A 16,746-nucleotide genomic window follows, 5' to 3' on the forward strand; every position below is an offset into this window, starting at 1 on the left:
TCTGTATGTCAGTACCAATGCTGACTCGGCTGCTGAGATGATCATCGACTTGGCTGGTGTTAACTCCCTGCAGGCTGCTGACTTCATCCTGTAAGCGTCACTTTGGAAGCAGCGGGAATCGGCAACAGTTCCCGCTGCTTATTTTTTAGGAGCTGTCTTTCAATTAGAGGCAGTAAGCTTCTAATATAAAAATCGATATTAGTGACGCGCAGTATCTACCAATTATATTTTCTATATAAGAAATCTATTTTAATAATCTGAGTCTCGAAAATGAGTATACGTAAAAATAATACAGTTACCGCCGGCTCAAGTGAGGGTCCAGAATACTTTTACGGGACATCGGCCAGCGACAGAATCAGCGGCAACGGTGGTGACGATGTCATCTTTGGTTATGAAGGAAATGACTTTCTTTATGGGGCAGGTGGGAACGACAGCATGAGCGGTGGAGAGGGAAATGACACTATGGATGGGACAATAGGTCGCGACACGATGTATGGTGGCGCCGGCAATGATGTTTATATAGTCAACTCGGAAAAAGACGTCATAGTGGAATTGGCTAACGAGGGATTGGATGTCGTTAGGCTAGGTGCTGGGTCATACACGCTTAGCGCCAACGTCGAGAACCTTACTGGCAACGACCTAGCAAACGTACTGACGGGCAACACCGCTAACAACAGCCTCGATGGTGGTGCCGCAAATGACACGATTGCTGCTGGCGCGGGCAACGATACGTTGAATGGCGGTACGGGTAACGACTCGTTGACGGGCGGCACGGGCAACGACACGTATGTGATCGATTCGACCGGTGATGTTGTCGTTGAGGTTGCCAATGAGGGGGCCGACTTAGTGCAGTCGTCGGTGAGCCACACGCTAGCGGCGAACGTCGAAAATCTCACACTGACCGGTTCTGCCGCCATCAACGGCATCGGCCACGACCTAGCCAACGTGCTGACGGGCAACACCGCTGACAACAGCCTCGATGGTGGTGCAGCAAATGACACGATTGCTGCTGGCGCGGGCAACGATACGTTGAATGGCGGTACGGGTAACGACTCGTTGACGGGCGGTACTGGCAACGACACCTATGTGATCGACTCGACGAACGATGTGATCGTTGAGGTGGCCAACGAGGGGACCGACTTTGTGCAGTCGTCGGTGAGCCACACGCTAGCGGCGAACGTCGAAAATCTCACACTAACCGGTTCGGTCGCCATCAATGGCACCGGCAACGAGTTGGCCAACGTACTGACGGGCAATACGGCCGCCAACAGCCTTGCCGGCGGTGCTGGCAACGACACCTATGTGATCGATTCGGCTAGCGACGCGGTCGTTGAGGCAGCCAATGAGGGAACCGACTTGGTGCAGTCGTCGGTGAGCCATACCCTAGCGGCGAACGTCGAAAATCTCACTCTGACTGGTTCGGCCGCCAACAATGGCACGGGCAACGGCGTGGACAACGTGCTGACAGGTAACACGGCCGCCAACAGCCTCGCCGGCGGTGCCGGGAACGACACGATTGCTGCTGGCGCGGGTAACGATACGTTGAATGGCGGCACGGGTAACGACTCGTTGACGGGCGGTGGTGGTAACGACACTTATGTGATCGATTCGACAAGCGATGTGGTCGTTGAAGCGGCTAACGAAGGAACTGACGTCATTCAGTCCTCAGTGAGCCACACGCTAAGTGCTAACTTCGAAAACCTGGTTCTGACGGGTTCTGCCGCAATCAATGGCACAGGCAACGGTGCGGCCAACGTCCTGTCCGGCAATAGTGCAGCTAACAGCCTGGTTGGCGGCGGGGGCAATGACACGCTGAACGGAGGGGCTGGTATTGATACGTTGGTGGGCGGAGGCGGGTCCGATCGTCTGGTCGGCGGCGCTGGCGCTGACTACTTTGGCTTTAGTGCAATAGCCAACTCTGATGGCGTGAATTTCGTTGACCTGATTACTGACTTTGTCTCTGGCACTGACAAGCTCGACTTTGCTGGTCTGTCGAATGCATTGGGCATGACACTCAGCTTCATTGGGTCATCCCAGTTCAGCGACAACGCAACCGGCCAAATCCGATTCGAGAACGGATCTCTGTATGTCAGTACCAATGCTGACTCGGCTGCTGAGATGATCATCGACTTGGCTGGTGTTAACTCCCTGCAGGCTGCTGACTTCATCCTGTAAGTCGATTGCGAAGTAGCGGGGATCGGTAAAGGTCCCCACTGCTTTTCTATGTCCGAGCACGTCCGAGCACGCAAGCCTTGCGATTCCTCTTCATACACCAGAACTTTCCTGGTCAGTTCAAGCATTGGGCTCCGGCCTTGGCCGCACGCGGGCATGAAGTCGTCGCGTTAGCGATTCGTGCCGGTGAGACGATTTCGTGGAGCGGCGTGCGCGTCGTTCCGTATCAAGTTCAACGAGGCTCGTCCAAGAATATCCATCCGTGGCTGATCGATTTCGAAGCCAAGACCTTACGAGGTGAAGCATGTCTTAGGGCCTGCCTCAAGCTACGCGATGAAGGCTTCGTTCCGGATGTCGTGGTGGCCCACCCTGGTTGGGGCGAAAGCCTGTTCCTCAAAGAAGTCTGGTCGAAGACCAAGATCGTGATGTATTGCGAATACTTCTATGGATCGGATGGTGCAGACGTTGGCTTCGATCCGGAGTTTCCCGCAGATGATCCAGTGGGTAGTGCGTGTCGGCTTCGGCTTAAGAACGCGAACTACTTCATGCATTTCGACCAAGTGGAGTACGGGCTGTCGCCGACGCTATGGCAGGCCGATACGTTTCCGGCTGCCTTTCGTGGAAAGATAAAAGTTATTCACGATGGAATTGATACCGACCGCGTCGTGCCTTCGTCCAAGGCACGCATCACGGTGCAGCGTGGCAACGAAAGATTTCCGATGGCCCATGGCGATGAGGTCATTACGTTCGTCAATCGGAATCTGGAGCCTTATCGCGGATATCACATCTTCATGCGAGCGCTGCCGGCGATTCTTGCGGCACGCCCACAAGCCAGAGTTCTGATCGTTGGCGCCGACGATGTTAGCTATGGAGCCCGATCGCCTGATGGCCGCAAGTGGAAGCAAGTCTTCATTGACGAGGTCAAGCCCCAGATTCCATCAGCGGACTGGGAGCGCGTGCACTTCTTGGGCACCGTCCCGTATGAGACGTTTGTCAACCTGCTTCAAGTGTCGGCAGTTCATGTCTACCTGACCTATCCATTCGTTCTCAGTTGGAGTCTGCTCGAGGCCATGAGTGCCGGCTGCGCCATCGTTGCAAGTTCGACGCCTCCTGTTCGTGAGGTGATAACCCACGGCGTCACAGGGCGCCTCGTCGGCTTCAGTGACGTTGATGCATTGGCAAAGGAAGTTATTGCGCTGTTGCAGGATCGCAAATCGGCGCGGCAGCTGGGTCGTGCCGCACGCGCTACCGTCGTGCAGCGTTACGACCTCAAGACAGTCTCTCTCCCTCAGCAGATTGCCTGGGTTGAAGGTTTGGTCGATCGATGATGGTGCCCAACAATTATCCCTCCGTGCACCGCGCTCATAGCGTCAATTCTCATCGTTACGAACGAGGTCACTGTGGCGGCTGACTCGGTACTGATGCCTGGTGATGCGCTTGCGCGTTATCGCAGCGGCCTCATCGCAGCCGCGGCGTACTCGGCCGTGATCAACGCGCTCTATCTGGTTCCCAGCCTGTACATGTTGCAGGTGTACGATCGTGTGTTGACGAGTCGTAATCTGACCACGCTCACTATGCTGACCGTATTGATGCTTGCGGCTTACATCGCGCTAGCCGCGCTCGGCGCCATACGCAACATGATGCTGGTTCGGATCGGCAACGGCGTCGATGCGGCGTTGTCCTCGTCGGTTTTCGACGCGGTTTTCAATCGGTATGCCCTGACCCGGGATCTTCGGTTGCTTGGGCGTCTGAACGACCTATCCGTCATCAGAAGCTTCATCGGCGGTAGCGGGATGGCCTCGTTGTTTGATGCGCCGTGGATCCCGATCTACTTATTCGTCGTTTATCTGATGCACCCATACTTCGCTTTACTGGTCCTGATTGGACTGCTGATCCTTGTTGCGTTGGCGCTGCTGACGGAGTGGACCACTGGCAGCAAGCTAGGACAGGCTAGCGCGTTTCAGTCTGCTGCCAATGCCGGCGTTTCCAACGCGATGCATTCCATCGATGCCATCTCGGCGATGGGCATGACGGCCCGAGTGCGTGAGCGCTGGTCGGGCCAAACGTTGCCAGCGGCGGTGCTTCAGTCGAAAGCAGCCGATCGGGCGTCGATGCTAACCTCCGCCTCCAAGTTCGTCCGCATCACACTACAGTCGGCGATTCTCTGCTTGGGCGCTGCATTGGTAATCGCGGGAGACGTAACACCGGGGCTGATGATCGCCGCCAGCATTCTGGCGAGTCGTGCTCTTGCACCAGTCGAACAGTTGATCGCTTCATGGAAGCCGTTCGTGGGCTTTCGGAAGAGTTGGGCTCAGCTCAAGGAGTTGCTTGCGCTAGCCGATGATCGCGCACCGAGTGTGGTGCTGCCGCGTCCGGCCGGACGCTTGCTGCTCGAGCAGGTCAGCTTCAGATTGTCGTCCGGAGATGAGCCGATTCTGCAGAACGTCAGTCTGTCGGTATCGCCGGGCGAGATCGTGGGCATCATCGGTCCATCCGCCAGTGGTAAGAGCACCCTCGCCAAGTTAATGGTCGGCGCTTGCAAGCCTAGCAGCGGAGTGGTGCGCCTAGACGGCTTTGACCTCGCGGCATGGAACCGCGATGACCTGGGTCCGCATCTTGGTTATCTACCGCAAGAAGTGCAGCTGATGGATGGAACCGTCGGCGAAAACATATCGCGATTTGCTACCGACGCGACCAGTGAATCGATCATCGCTGCGGCCAAAGCGGCCCACGCGCATGATGCCATTGCCCGATTACCGCAGGGCTATAACACCCGCGTCGGGATCGGTGGCGAATCGCTATCCGGCGGACAGCGACAGCGAGTCGCGTTGGCGCGCGCGCTCTACGGCGAGCCGGCCCTGCTGGTATTGGACGAGCCCAACTCGAATCTCGATGAGATCGGCGAAAAGGCGCTGCAGGACGCGTTGCTGGCGGCCAAGTCGTCCGGTGTGAGCATCGTATTGATTTCGCATCGCCCAGGCACAGTGGCGATCACAGATAGGCTGATTGTGCTCAAAGATGGGCGTATCGCACTCAATGGGCCGCGTGATGCCGTATTGACGACATTGAATGCCGGGCGTGCTCCTGCGCCGCCAGCGAAGACGGTCGAATGAAGAAGGCGTTGCCTGCGGTCGGTCCGTTGCCGACCTCGATATCACCTTTGCTCGTGGTCAGTGGCGCGCTTGTGCTTGCGTTGCTGGCGGCCTTCATTGCGTGGGCTTCGTTTGCACCGATCGACGAGGGGGTGCCGCTCGCCGGCGTCGTCGTCGTGGAGTCGAAGCGCAAGCCGATACAGCACATTCGCGGGGGCGTTGTTAGTGAAGTTCTTGTGCGCGACGGTCAAAGCGTCGCTGCGGGTGATCGGCTGATTGTGCTCGATACCCGTAGCGAGCTTGAGCAGCAACGCATGATCCGCAGCAGTATCGAAGCCTTGCAAGCCCAACGTGACGGCGTGCTTGCGAGCCTGCCCGGTGCACGCGACCAAGCGACGTCTCTTGCCGACACCGTTAATCGCTTGCGGCCGTTGGTCGATGAAGCGCTTTACCCGCGCAATCAGTATGACGATCTCGCTCGCCGGCTGATCGAAGCCCGGCGACAACTGTCAATGCAGTTGGCTCAGGCCGATCAGCTCGCCGCTCAGATTCAGGAGCAGACACACCGTCTCGCCAGCTTGTCGGTTGAGGTCGACCGGGCGGAACTGCGGGCGCCGGTCGGCGGTACCGTGATGGGACTTGCCGTCAGTGCTCCGGGGGCCGTGGTCACGCCGGGCACCCCCGTGCTCGAACTCGTACCCGACGGAGATACCTTGGTCATCGAGGCGCATGTGCCGCCCCATTTGATCGAGCGCGTTCATGTCGGCATGGAAGCCAAGTTGCGCTTCATTGCGTTGGACCCGCGCGTCACGCCCGTGGTTGCCGGGCGCGTGAGCCTGATCAGCGCGGACTTGGTGCAGCCCAAGCAAGCCGACAGCACGCCGCACTTCGTCATGCGCTTGGACATCGACGGTACGGAGTTGCGCAAACTGGGGGCTGCGCCGATACAGCCGGGCATGCCGGTGGAGGCCATTGTGGTGACTGGTGAACGCCCGTTTTTTGTCTACCTGCTGAAGCCCTTGTCGGACCGCGTCGCGACGAGCCTGACGGAGCCCTGAGCAACATGCGCGGATCGATGGCGGCAGTAGCGATGTTGTTGTGGTCAGCCTCGCAGGAGGCCAATGCAGGCTTGCTGGACGCGATCCGCGCCGCCGAGTCTGCTGACCCGTCGTATCAGCTGTCGCGTTTCGAGCGTGATGTCGATCGGGCTCGGGCCGACTTGGCGAGCGCTCAGCTCGGTCCGCAGATCGGCGCTCAATACTCGACGGGTTACGCAGACTCCGGCATCGACAGCGCAGTAGGTTTTCAGGATCGTGATTATCGAACGGAGAGCTGGACCGTCCAGATCCGTCAGGGTGTGTTCCGACCCAAAGCCTGGGCCAGCCGTACGTCGGCTCTGCGTCGGTATCAGGCGGCCGATATGTCGGTTAAAGCCAACCGGCAAAAGCTTGCGAACCAGTTGGCGCAGCTATGGGCAGACTGGACCACATTGCATAGCGAGCTGCGTTTGGCGCAGCTGCGCCTGCAAGCGGCTGAGCTGCTGGTGGAGGTCGCGGAGCAATCGCTGACAGCGGGTGAGGGCACGGAGCTTGAACGTGCCCGATCAGGAGCCGACCGTGCGAGCTTGCTTCGTCGAATAGCGGATCTGAAAACTCAGCAAGCCAAGCTTGAGCTGCTATGGCAGCAGTCGACCGCAGGGTACCCGATGCCGCCGGAGCGGGTGGCAAGCGATCTTCTGGTGTTGCTCGCCACCGACGTGATGTCGGCCGAGACTTATGCAGCGCCGCTGACGACGCCCGGAATCGACGCGGCACGTCTGAACGTCGAGAGTGCAGAACACGCCGTCGACTCGGTGAAGTACAACCGCCTGCCGACGCTGGATCTGGTCGCCAGTCGCAGCATGAGCTTGCAGGATTCCGAGATCACGATCGGGTCCGAATTCAACACCTACCGCATACAGTTGCAAGCCTCGGTACCCCTGTTTACCAACGGAGCAATCCAGGCGTCGGTGCGCGAGGCGCAAGCGCAATTGCATATGGCGGAAATGGAGCTGCAGCTCGAGCGCAATCGGCAGGCGCTCGACCGGCAGGTCGCCGTAACAACGTTTGCTGCGATGCGCTCCCGGATGGAGGCACTCAACACTGACCGCGCTCGCTGCGAACTTGCTTTGCGTCAAGCCGAGCTTGGGGTCAGGGCAGGAACGCACACCCGCAAGGATCTCGCGCTGGCGACGATGGAAAACCTGAAGGCTGAGCAGGAGCAGGATGCGCTGACAGCCGAGGCTCTAAAGCTTTGGAGTGATTTCCGCCTCGCACGCGGTGAGCTGGACGAGCCACGCCTTGCTTGGCTCGCAGCAGTGACGCGCTGGTAGCGGCGCTGAAGATCGATTCGCTAAGGCTTAACGCGTCAACTTGCTGGTACGTGGTCTACTCGGCTCTCCAACCCAAGGCCAATCCGTCGACTGATTGCTTCTCAACTCCCCGGCGCTGCACACCCTCTCGGCAAGGCCGCACCCGGAATGCACTTGGTAACCGTGATCGGGCGATCGACGCTGACGGCGTTCATGAACACGGTGGCTTCGCCGAGGTGGATGCCGAGCAGGTCCAGCAGCGGCAGCACCAGTGAATTGAGCAGGTTGCTGACGAAGTCGAGCAGCGGGTCGAGCAGGTTCAGAACGCCGGAGATCAGGGCATTGAGTACATAGGCCAGGCCGCCGAGGGCGCCGCTGCCGCTGGTGATCGGTTGGCGCAGGTTCAGGTCGACGACGACGTCGAGGTTGGATCCGACGGTCTGCGGATTCTCGCCGGGCACCGGATCGTCGCTGGGTGCGCCTTCGGCCTGGTAGAAGCCGGCGACGCCGAGCGTCGGCGGGTTGTACGTGAACTGCTCGACCGCGTTCGGCAGCGGGATGAACGGGCCGGCCGACGGTTGGCTCGGGCCGTAGCAAGCGCCGCCGACCGATACGCAGGACAGGTCGAGTGCGACATCGAGATTCAGCGATCCGAGTCCCGCCAGCGGCGGGGCCACGCGCAGGCCGAGTTTGAGCACGTCGAACGTGGTCGTGTTCGTATCCAGCGGCGGGAAGTAGCTCGCCGTCGGCGTGCCGGTGAAGCTGCCGACGTGGACGCTGGCGATCGCCGGGCTGGCGCTGAGTTCAACGACCGGCTCCGGCTGGCCCAGGCCCGGGCAGCGGATCGAGTCGAGGCTGGCGGCGGCTTGTGCGACGTTGACGTCGATGCCTAGATTCAGGTTCGGGATGATCGTCGGGCCCGTCACCTGGATGTTGACCAAGCCCAGCGTCAGCAGTCGCAGCAAACCGGTGACGGTCTGCAGGATGCCCGACAGCAGGTTGTTGACCAGACGAATCACGCCGTCGAGGACCTGGCCGGCGTCGATCCGCACCGCGAGCTTGATCGCCGCGGTCTTGGCCGTGGCTTCGCCGGGCTGGCCGATGCCGAACTGCGGCGGCTCCAGGACCTGCAGGTAGACGGTCGTCGTCAGCACGCCGGGAATATTGAGCGCCAGCGGCACGATGATCGGGTTGACGCTGCCGTCGGGCGTCGCCGACGCGGCTTGGCCGAGCGCGATGATCAAGTCGAGCAGGTTGACGAACGGCACCGCGCCGATCACGTCGGTCAGCGGCCCGAGCAAGGCGCCCAGTGGCACCGGCTCGTCCTTGGCGGCGCCGGCCAGGTTGCGTAGTACCTGTCGCACCGTGCCGCTGACGGTGTCGTCGAGGCCGTCGGCGAGGCCGCCGAGCAGATTCGGCAGCAGCGGCGAGTCGAGATCAAGCTCGACCAGATTCGACAGATCCTTGGCCTCGACGCCCAGTGCAAGCGCCAGCGTGTCGAGTGACACGTTGACGTTGGCCAGCCCGCGGTAATCGGCAACGCTGAGGTTGACCGATGTGCCGAGCAGCGCGCTTAGCAGCGGATTGAGCAGGGCGCTGTCTTCGCTGTCGATGCGCAGCAGGCCGGCACCGACATAGAACGTGCCGACGACGCGCTGGCGCGCCGTGCTCGACGCCACCAGCGTGCCGCCGGCGCCGCTGAACAGCGTCGGCAGAAAGGCGCTCGGCATCGGCCGGCTCAGATTCACCCGCACCGAGTCGATATTGGAATCGCCTTCTTCGAGCTGTTCGAAGACGCGCAAGCCACCGCTGTTGATCTGGGTTCGACCGACTTCGACGGCGGCATTGCCGTTGATGCCGCTAAGCCATTCGGGCGAGCCGCCGTTGGCGAGCAGCAATGACTGCACAACCGGCACGACGTCGGCGACGCTGCTCTGCTTGCCGTCACCGGCAACGCAGCCGCTGGCAATCTGCGCGCCCGCGATCGCCGCCATCGTGGCGGATTTTTCGAGCTGCTTCTGGGCGTAATACAACTGGCCGGTGTCGATCGCCAGAAACGTGGCAGAGATCAGTGCCACCAGCGACACCGCGATCCAGATGGCGACGGCGCCACGTTGCCGGGAGCCGATGATGCGAGGGGCGAGCGGTTGCTTGGACATAGGGATCCAGGTTCGACGTCGCCGTTTTACACCAAGGCGAGCGACCCTCCGGCTCCGTACGGGTAGGCGGACGCGATTCGCAGATCAGTGGCAATCCCGAGGCGCTCAGCGGCCTTCAGTTAGCCGGGTCCTGGTCGCGTCCGGCGCGCACCTGACCCGGCCCGCTGCCGTCGACCCGTTTAAAAAAACGGCGAAACGCCGCCTCGCTGCGATAGCCCATCATCTCGGCGATCGCCGCGACCGAGAACCGGCGGTTTTTCAGCAAGCGCCGCGCTTCGGTCGCGCGCCACTGCGCCAGATACTGAATCGGTGGCTGGCCGACGGTCTGCGCAAAGCGTTCCGCAAATGCGGTGCGTGACATGCCGGCCACTTGCGCCATGCTTTGTATGGTCCATTCTTCGCCGGGGCGTTCGTGGATCGCGGCCAGCGCTTTGGACAGCCGGACATCGGTCAGCGCTGCGAGCAGGCCGCGCGGCTGTCCGGCGCTGCGCACGTATTCGCAGACCGCCATCGTGAACAGCGAATCGGCGAGCTTGTTCTGCACCATCTGCCGGCCCCAGCGCCGGTCGGTGCTGGTCGCGATCAGCATGTTGGCGAGCTGGCGGAACGCATCGCTGCTGTCGGATGCGCGGACGATGAAGCACGGCGGCAGCGCGCTGAAAATCGGGTTGTGCGTGCCCATGACAAACTCCAGCTCGCCGCACAGCATCGAGGTGGCGCTGTCGTCGTTGCTGATCGGGCGATGTGGGTCGGGCGTCGCTGACAGCGTGTGACGCATGCCGGCCGGAAACACGATCAAGTCACCGCGCAGCAGATGCTGTGGTGTTGGCAAGGCCGGGCCGCTGACCCAGCAGTCGCCATCGGTGACCAGATGAAACTGACCAAAGCGCGTGGTCGGTTCCTGCTCGAACCAACTGCCGCAGTAGCGCACGTTGGCGGTGATCTCGACGCGTAACTGGTAGCTGCTGAGCACCGATTCGAGCACGGCATCGACGCTCGCCGATCCAGGCGGAGCGGGGGCGGGCTGCACGGGGTCGGCAGGCAGGGGCGGCATGAGCCGCATGCTAAGCGTGGGGCATCGGCAGCGCCATGCCGCGCCGAATGCCAATCATGCCCGCGCGTCCCTGCGCAGGCAGTGCCGCTGGACTAGAACGCCAGTTCGGGCAGGTCGAGATCGGCTTGCGAGCTGCGGATCGGCGGCAGATCGGCTTCGGTCAGCACGGTCTTGTCGACGTAGCCGGCCGCGATCTCGCGCAGCGACAGCACGGTGGACTTGTGGTCTTCCCACGGCACCTTGGGCAGCGCGCCGCGAGCCAGCTGACGGGCGCGCTTGGCCGCGATCTGGCACAGGTCGAAGTGATTGGGGATGATCGTCAGGCAGTCTTCAATCGTCACGCGTGCCATAGGGGTTTCCGGGTCGAACGCCGCAAGAGCACGGTCCGACACTATAGGCGCATTGGCGGCGACGCGTTCCGCCGCGGTGCGACCGGCACGGTTTTGCCGTGCGGCGGCGACTTTGTCGCGGAGTTCGTCCATTCGCAGCAGGCGCGGCCGCGCGGCTGGCCATTTACTAAGGCCCTCACCGAGGAAGCCGAAATGACCAGCAACCCACCCGTTAAAGCCGACATCAATCTTGCACAACTGCTCGAAGCCAAGTCGCTCGAACGCTGCCCGTTCCCGATCCCGACCGGTTGGTACTTCGTCGACTACTCCGAGAACCTCAAACCAGGCGAACTGCGCAACGTGCAGCTGTTCGACCAGGAATGGGTGCTGTTCCGCACCGAGGGCGGCAAGCCCGGCATGACCGACCCGTATTGCCCGCACTTGGGCGCCCACATGGGCCACGGCGGTAAGGTCTGCGGCGAAGCCCTGCGCTGCCCGTTCCACCATTGGGAATACAACACCGAGGGCTGGTGCACCAGCATCCCCTACGGCAAGGTGATGCCGCCGATCACCAAGAAGCAGGCGGTGCTGCGCGCGCTGCCGATGGAAGAGCGCTACGGCCTGATCTTCGCCTGGTATCACCCGACCTGCGCCGAGCCGACTTGGCAGCTACCGTCGATTCCGGCACTGGAAGATGAAGGCTGGACCGGCTCGCGCCGCGGCAGCTGGACTGCGAACACCGCGATCCAGGAAATCGCCGAAAACGGCGTCGACACCGCGCACTTGAAGTTCCTGCACAACGCGCCGGGCATTCCGCCGGTCAAGGCCGAGTTCCACGACCACATCATGGACCTGGACATCGGCAACGGTTACATCGTCGGCCGCGCCTACGGTCCGGGCCTGAACGTGCTGGAGTTCACTCAGAACGGCGTCAGCGCGACGATGATCTCGTACACGCAGCCGATCACGCCCGAGTTGAGCCAGATGAACATGTGCTTCCGCTCCAAGGCGTACCCGGAAGGCAGCATGGAACAGGCCGTGGCCAAGAAGATCATCGATCACATGATCGGTGCGGCCGAAGGTGAAGAAAGCGCCGGCTTCGAAAGCGTCGACTTCATCGTCTGGAACAACAAGAAGTATCGCCCGCGTCCGCTGCTGTGCGACGGCGACGGTCCGGTGCTGCAGTTCCGCAAGTGGTTCAAGCAGTTCTACGACGCCGACGCCAGCACGCTGGCCAAGGTGTAAGCGCCGTCGAACGGGCGCGCGAGCCCTCTCCCGGCGACGGGGGAGGGCTTTTTCATCTGCCGCATTCGCTGAAGCAGCGCATCGGCTCCACAACGACAACCAAGCAAGCAATCGAACATGGCGTCCATCAGTGTCACCACGCGCGACGGCGCGAAGCTGCAGATCAAGGCCAGCCCGGCGATTCCGCTGATGGAATTCCTGCGCGACGGCAGTGCCGGCGTCGAGGGCATCTGCGGTGGCGAACTCAGCTGCGGTACTTGCCACATTTATATCGATGCCGGTGGCGAGTCACTGCCGCCGCGCAGTGAAGGCGAGCAGGCGATGCTCGACGCGATCGCCGACTTCGTCGAAGTGCGGCCGACCTCGCGGCTGTCGTGCCAGGTGTTCGTCGACGAATCGACGCCGGATATGCAGGTCACCGTCGGCCCGGTGGCCTGAGCGACCCGCTCACCCGTTTGCAGCAGGCATCGTTCGCGGGCGCTTTGTAAGTTCGACTCACGACTGCCGTAGTACACCGACATCAGATCGGCGCGGCAGCAACGAAGCACCCACGCGGTGCATCCGTCAGGACAGGAGAACCCGATGAGCGTTGTCGCCGCCGATCACCGAGAGAAGCTGGTTTCCGCCGATTCCCACGTCTTTTTTACCAGTGACTGGGTCAAGCAGCGGCTACGCCGCGAGCTGCATGCGGTCTGGGACGAGGCCACGGTCAAGTCCGAACAGTACGCCGCGCAAGTGCTGCGCGGCGGTCAGCCGCAGTTGCACCTCGAAGACTTCGTCGATCCGGAAGCGTCTCAGGACGCTGGCTACAAGACGCCGGAAGGCAAGATCAAGGCAATGGACCGCGATGGCGTCCTCGCCGAAGTGATCTTCCCTGAGCTGGGCGGTGCACGCATCTGCAACGAAGCGCTGATGGGTGCTTCGTGGAAGGAAGTGTTCAGCGGCTACAACCAGTCGATGGCCGACTTCGCCAGCCACGATCCGGACCGCTTGCTGTGCGCCTATCAGCTGCCGCTGCAGGACGTGGACTTTGCCGTCAGCGAAGTGCTGCGCCTGGCCAAGCACAACAAGGCGCGCTGCGTGCAGATCACGCCGTTCCCGGCCAGCATGGGCCTGCCCGACGTTCACGACCGCCGCTACGACAAGCTGTGGGCGACGATCCAGGAATGCGGCGTGACGATCATGAATCACCTCGAGGTCAAGCCGGACATGTGGGATGTGTTCCGCCGCGACCCGACGCCGCAGAAGGGCATCTTCACTGGCCTTGCCTGGGCGCCGCTGGCCGAGTCGATCATGTTCTGGATTCTGACCGGCACGCTGGAGCGCTTCCCCGGCCTGCGCGTGATCATGGTCGAGCCGGGCCTGGGCTGGCTGCCGTGGTTCTTCGATGCGGTGCTCGACCTGCGGATGAACCTGCACTATCAGTTCCCCGGCGTGAAGCTCAAGCCCAGCGAATACTTCAAGCGCCAGATGGGCGCGACCTTCATGTACGAGCCGATCGGCCTGAAGGCGTTCTACGACTACTTCGGCGCCGACTGCCTGTACTGGAGCACCGACTTCCCGCATCCGGCGACCTGCTGGCCGCATTCGCAGAGCCAGGTCGTCAGCCAGTGCCGCGAAGCCGGCATCAGCGACGCCGATCGCAAGAAGATCGTCAGCCAGAACGCACTGAAGGCGTTCGCGCTGTAAACCAGCGCGATCGTTCGCAACACGGCCGCGCGGCCGGTTCGCGCGGCCCCATCACTGTTCGCATTTCCTACGAAACGGAGTTTCCATGACTGGCGTACTCGCCTCACTCAAAGTCCTCGATCTTTCGTCCGGCATCGCCGGGCCGATGACCGCGATGCTGCTCGGCGACAACGGCGCCAGCGTCACCAAGATCGAACCGCCCGGTGGTGATCCGGCGCGCAAGCAGCCGGGCCCGCATCAGCTCGGCTATCACGTCTGGCAGCGCGGCAAGCGCAGCGCGTTTCTCGATCTGCACAACGCCGACGACAAGAAGATCTTCCTGGCGCTGGCGCAGACCGCGGACATCGTCGTCGAATCGTTCGCGCCGGGCGAAGCCGCCAAGCTCGGCATCGACTACGCCACGCTGTCGCAGTTGAACCCGCGCATCATCGTCTGCTCGATCACCGGTTACGGCCGCGACAACGAGCATGCGCAGCGTCCGGCGGTCGACGCGCTGGTGCAGGCGCGTACCGGCCTGATGTTCGAACAGCGTGGCTGGGCCGAAGGCGCGCTGAACCACATGAACGGCGAGCCCGATCCGTTCCCGGATCTCGAAATCCCGCAGGATTGGGTGCAGGGCGCGCCGCGTCCTGGCCCGCTGTTCGTCGCCTCGCAATGGCCGAGCCTGGGCGCGTTCTTCAACGCCAGCCTCGGCATTAGCGCCGCGCTGCGGGCGCGCGAAATCACCGGCCTGGGTCAGTGGGTCGAGACCTCGCTGCTGCAGGGCGCGATGGCCGGTGCCGCTGGCGTCTGGCAGCGCGCCGAAAAGATCGACGCGCCCGGCTTCGACACTTGGATTCTCAATTGCCGCTCGCCCAAGGGCCATTTCCAAGCCAAGGACGGGCACTGGTTGCACAACTGGGTGCCGAATCCGCGCTTCATCCTGCAAGCCGCGCAGGGCGACACGCTCAATGCCTCGCCCGACCTGACCGTGCAGAACGACCCCGATCGTTTCGGCACCGGTCCGGAAGAAATTCTGGTGATGTCGCATTACCAGCCGATCCTGGCCGAAGCGGTCGCCAAGTTCCCGGTCAAGGACTGGATCGAAGCGGCGGCCACGGCCGAGATGACGATGCAGCCGGTGCGCAGCGTCGAAGAATCACTGGCCGATCCGGCGTTCCTCGAAGACGGTTGCGTGACCGAGACGGTCGATGCCGAACTGGGCACGATCCGCACGGTCGGCAACGCGTTCAACATGAGCAAGACTCAGGGCAAGCCCGGCGCACCGGCCGTTAAGCCGGGTGCCAATACCGACGAAGTCAAGGCTGAGGCCGCGCGCATCATCGCCGACGCCAAGGCCGGCAGCGCCGCCGCGGCGGCCGCGTCCGGCCGCACGCTGAAGGCACCGCTCGACGGCATCGTCGTGCTCGATCTGGGTCTGGCGATCGCCGGTCCGTTCGGCACGCAGTTGCTCAGCGACCTGGGCGCCACGGTGATCAAGATCAACGGTCTGTTCGACTTGTTCTGGCACCGCGTGCACATCGCCTACATGGCCAACCGCGGCAAGCAGAGCATCACGCTGAACCTGAAGGACCCGCGCGCCAAGAAAGTGCTGCTCGACTTGGTCGCCAAGGCCGACGTCGTCCAGCACAACATGCGCTACGACGCAGCCGAGCGCTTGAAGATCGACTACGAGTCGCTCAAGCAGATCAACCCGACGCTGATCTACTGCCACACGCGCGGTTTCGAGCGCGGCAAGCGCGCGGGCCTGCCGGGCAATGACCAGACCGGTGCCTGCTTGTCGGGCATTCAGTTCGAAGACGGCGGCATGGGCCGCGTCGGTGCCAACGGCGAAGTCGGCCGTCCGCTGTGGAGCTTTACCAGCTTCGGCGACACCGGCAATGGCTTCTTGTCGGCGACCGCGATCGTGCAGGCGATCTATCACCGCGACCGCACGGGCGAAGGCCAGTTCGTCGACACCAGCATCATCAATGCCGCGCTGCTGAACACCAGCTACGCGGTGGCGACGCCGGACGGCAAGGGCTTTGCGCGGCCACGGATCGGTGGCGATCAAGTCGGCTATTCGGCCGGGCATCGTATTTACGAAACCGCATCCGGCTGGATCTGCGTGGCCGTGTCGACCGACGCGCATTGGAGCGCGTTACTGAGCACGCTCGGCCTGCCGGCCGATGCCGTGCGCCAGCACGACGACGCCGCTCGGGCGGCGGCGATCGGCGGCGCGCTGAAGTCCGCTGATGCCTCGACCTGGTTTGCCAAGCTCGATGCGGCCGGCGTGCCGGTCGAAGTCTGCGACGAGACCTTCTCGCGCAAGCTGCACGACGTGCCGGCGTTCCGCGATCAGCAGTGGGTCGTGTCGTATCCGCATCCGGTCGTCGGCAAGCTCGACCAGATCGGCCTGCTGTTCTCGTTGTCGCGCACGCCCGGCGTGATCCAGGGGCGTCCGCTGATCGTCGGCGAGCACACGCAGAAGATTCTCGGCGACATGGGCTACAGCGCCGACGAGATCAAGACCATGGAAGAGCAGATGGCGGTGGGCTTTGCCGGCATGCCGCGCATGCCACCGCGTCCCGCTGCCGGCGATGCGCCGAAGAAGGGCATGGCCAGCATGGTCGACAAGGAAGGCGGCAAGTAGCTCCCGCTGCATTCCGCATCCGCA

At 62.3% G+C, this 16,746-nt stretch carries 12 protein-coding genes; 9 read left to right on the plus strand and 3 right to left on the minus strand.

Annotated elements, in window-relative coordinates; all coding sequences use genetic code 11:
• The first annotated feature begins 270 nt into the window (after nucleotides 1-270).
• The 5 genes from BUB09_RS13750 to BUB09_RS13770 all read left to right on the plus strand — a co-directional run bounded on the left by BUB09_RS13750 (nucleotide 271) and on the right by BUB09_RS13770 (nucleotide 7,635).
• Nucleotides 271-2,175, plus strand: coding sequence for a beta strand repeat-containing protein (locus BUB09_RS13750; RefSeq protein WP_072898360.1), 1,905 nt, complete (start codon nucleotides 271-273; stop codon nucleotides 2,173-2,175).
• A gap of 77 nt (nucleotides 2,176-2,252) precedes the next feature.
• The gene (locus BUB09_RS13755; protein ID WP_072898362.1) at nucleotides 2,253-3,500 is read left to right on the plus strand and encodes a glycosyltransferase family 4 protein; all 1,248 of its coding nucleotides are present in this window, start codon (nucleotides 2,253-2,255) and stop codon (nucleotides 3,498-3,500) included.
• Between the two features lie 72 nt (nucleotides 3,501-3,572).
• Nucleotides 3,573-5,285, plus strand: coding sequence for a type I secretion system permease/ATPase (locus BUB09_RS13760; protein ID WP_072898364.1), 1,713 nt, complete (start codon nucleotides 3,573-3,575; stop codon nucleotides 5,283-5,285).
• Complete coding sequence (locus tag BUB09_RS13765; protein ID WP_072898366.1) at nucleotides 5,282-6,322, plus strand: beta-barrel domain-containing protein; 1,041 nt, start codon at nucleotides 5,282-5,284, stop codon at nucleotides 6,320-6,322. The genes BUB09_RS13760 and BUB09_RS13765 overlap by 4 nt, the downstream gene beginning before the upstream one ends.
• Nucleotides 6,323-6,327: 5 nt before the next feature.
• Nucleotides 6,328-7,635 (plus strand): TolC family protein, encoded by a 1,308-nt coding sequence (locus BUB09_RS13770; RefSeq protein ID WP_084083448.1) that lies wholly within the window; start codon nucleotides 6,328-6,330, stop codon nucleotides 7,633-7,635.
• Between the two features lie 101 nt (nucleotides 7,636-7,736).
• Here BUB09_RS13770 and BUB09_RS13775 read toward each other — a convergent pair whose 3' ends face one another.
• The 3 genes from BUB09_RS13775 to rpoZ all read right to left on the minus strand — a co-directional run bounded on the left by BUB09_RS13775 (nucleotide 7,737) and on the right by rpoZ (nucleotide 11,177).
• A complete protein-coding gene (locus BUB09_RS13775) occupies nucleotides 7,737-9,773 on the minus strand; it encodes a Tad domain-containing protein (protein WP_072898370.1) in 2,037 nt (678 codons plus the stop codon).
• Nucleotides 9,774-9,888: 115 nt separating this feature from the next.
• A complete protein-coding gene (locus BUB09_RS13780; protein WP_072898853.1) occupies nucleotides 9,889-10,803 on the minus strand; it encodes an AraC family transcriptional regulator in 915 nt (304 codons plus the stop codon).
• A gap of 116 nt (nucleotides 10,804-10,919) precedes the next feature.
• Nucleotides 10,920-11,177 (minus strand): DNA-directed RNA polymerase subunit omega, encoded by a 258-nt coding sequence (gene rpoZ, locus BUB09_RS13785; RefSeq protein ID WP_072898372.1) that lies wholly within the window; start codon nucleotides 11,175-11,177, stop codon nucleotides 10,920-10,922.
• A 192-nt stretch (nucleotides 11,178-11,369) separates the two neighbouring features.
• Between rpoZ and BUB09_RS13790 the strand changes: the two genes are divergently transcribed.
• The 4 genes from BUB09_RS13790 to BUB09_RS13805 all read left to right on the plus strand — a co-directional run bounded on the left by BUB09_RS13790 (nucleotide 11,370) and on the right by BUB09_RS13805 (nucleotide 16,722).
• Nucleotides 11,370-12,401, plus strand: coding sequence for a Rieske 2Fe-2S domain-containing protein (locus tag BUB09_RS13790; protein ID WP_072898865.1), 1,032 nt, complete (start codon nucleotides 11,370-11,372; stop codon nucleotides 12,399-12,401).
• A 117-nt stretch (nucleotides 12,402-12,518) separates the two neighbouring features.
• Nucleotides 12,519-12,839: a 2Fe-2S iron-sulfur cluster-binding protein gene (locus BUB09_RS13795; protein ID WP_072898374.1), complete on the plus strand. Its 321-nt coding sequence runs from the start codon at nucleotides 12,519-12,521 to the stop codon at nucleotides 12,837-12,839.
• Nucleotides 12,840-12,983: 144 nt separating this feature from the next.
• Complete coding sequence (locus tag BUB09_RS13800; RefSeq protein ID WP_072898376.1) at nucleotides 12,984-14,090, plus strand: amidohydrolase family protein; 1,107 nt, start codon at nucleotides 12,984-12,986, stop codon at nucleotides 14,088-14,090.
• A gap of 85 nt (nucleotides 14,091-14,175) precedes the next feature.
• Nucleotides 14,176-16,722, plus strand: coding sequence for a CaiB/BaiF CoA transferase family protein (locus tag BUB09_RS13805; RefSeq protein ID WP_072898377.1), 2,547 nt, complete (start codon nucleotides 14,176-14,178; stop codon nucleotides 16,720-16,722).
• Nucleotides 16,723-16,746 lie beyond the last annotated feature (24 nt).

The organism is Hydrocarboniphaga daqingensis (genome assembly GCF_900129825.1).
Lineage (GTDB): Bacteria > Pseudomonadota > Gammaproteobacteria > Nevskiales > Nevskiaceae > Hydrocarboniphaga > Hydrocarboniphaga daqingensis.

Coding starts and splice junctions, on each gene's coding strand:
- BUB09_RS13750 (WP_072898360.1), top strand. CDS start 271: ATGAGTATACGTAAAAATAATACAGTTACCGCCGGCTCAAGTGAGGGT.
- BUB09_RS13765 (WP_072898366.1), top strand. CDS start 5,282: ATGAAGAAGGCGTTGCCTGCGGTCGGTCCGTTGCCGACCTCGATATCA.
- BUB09_RS13770 (WP_084083448.1), top strand. CDS start 6,328: ATGCGCGGATCGATGGCGGCAGTAGCGATGTTGTTGTGGTCAGCCTCG.
- BUB09_RS13775 (WP_072898370.1), bottom strand. CDS start 9,773: ATGTCCAAGCAACCGCTCGCCCCTCGCATCATCGGCTCCCGGCAACGT.
- rpoZ (WP_072898372.1), bottom strand. CDS start 11,177: ATGGCACGCGTGACGATTGAAGACTGCCTGACGATCATCCCCAATCAC.
- BUB09_RS13790 (WP_072898865.1), top strand. CDS start 11,370: ATGACCAGCAACCCACCCGTTAAAGCCGACATCAATCTTGCACAACTG.
- BUB09_RS13795 (WP_072898374.1), top strand. CDS start 12,519: ATGGCGTCCATCAGTGTCACCACGCGCGACGGCGCGAAGCTGCAGATC.
- BUB09_RS13800 (WP_072898376.1), top strand. CDS start 12,984: ATGAGCGTTGTCGCCGCCGATCACCGAGAGAAGCTGGTTTCCGCCGAT.
- BUB09_RS13805 (WP_072898377.1), top strand. CDS start 14,176: ATGACTGGCGTACTCGCCTCACTCAAAGTCCTCGATCTTTCGTCCGGC.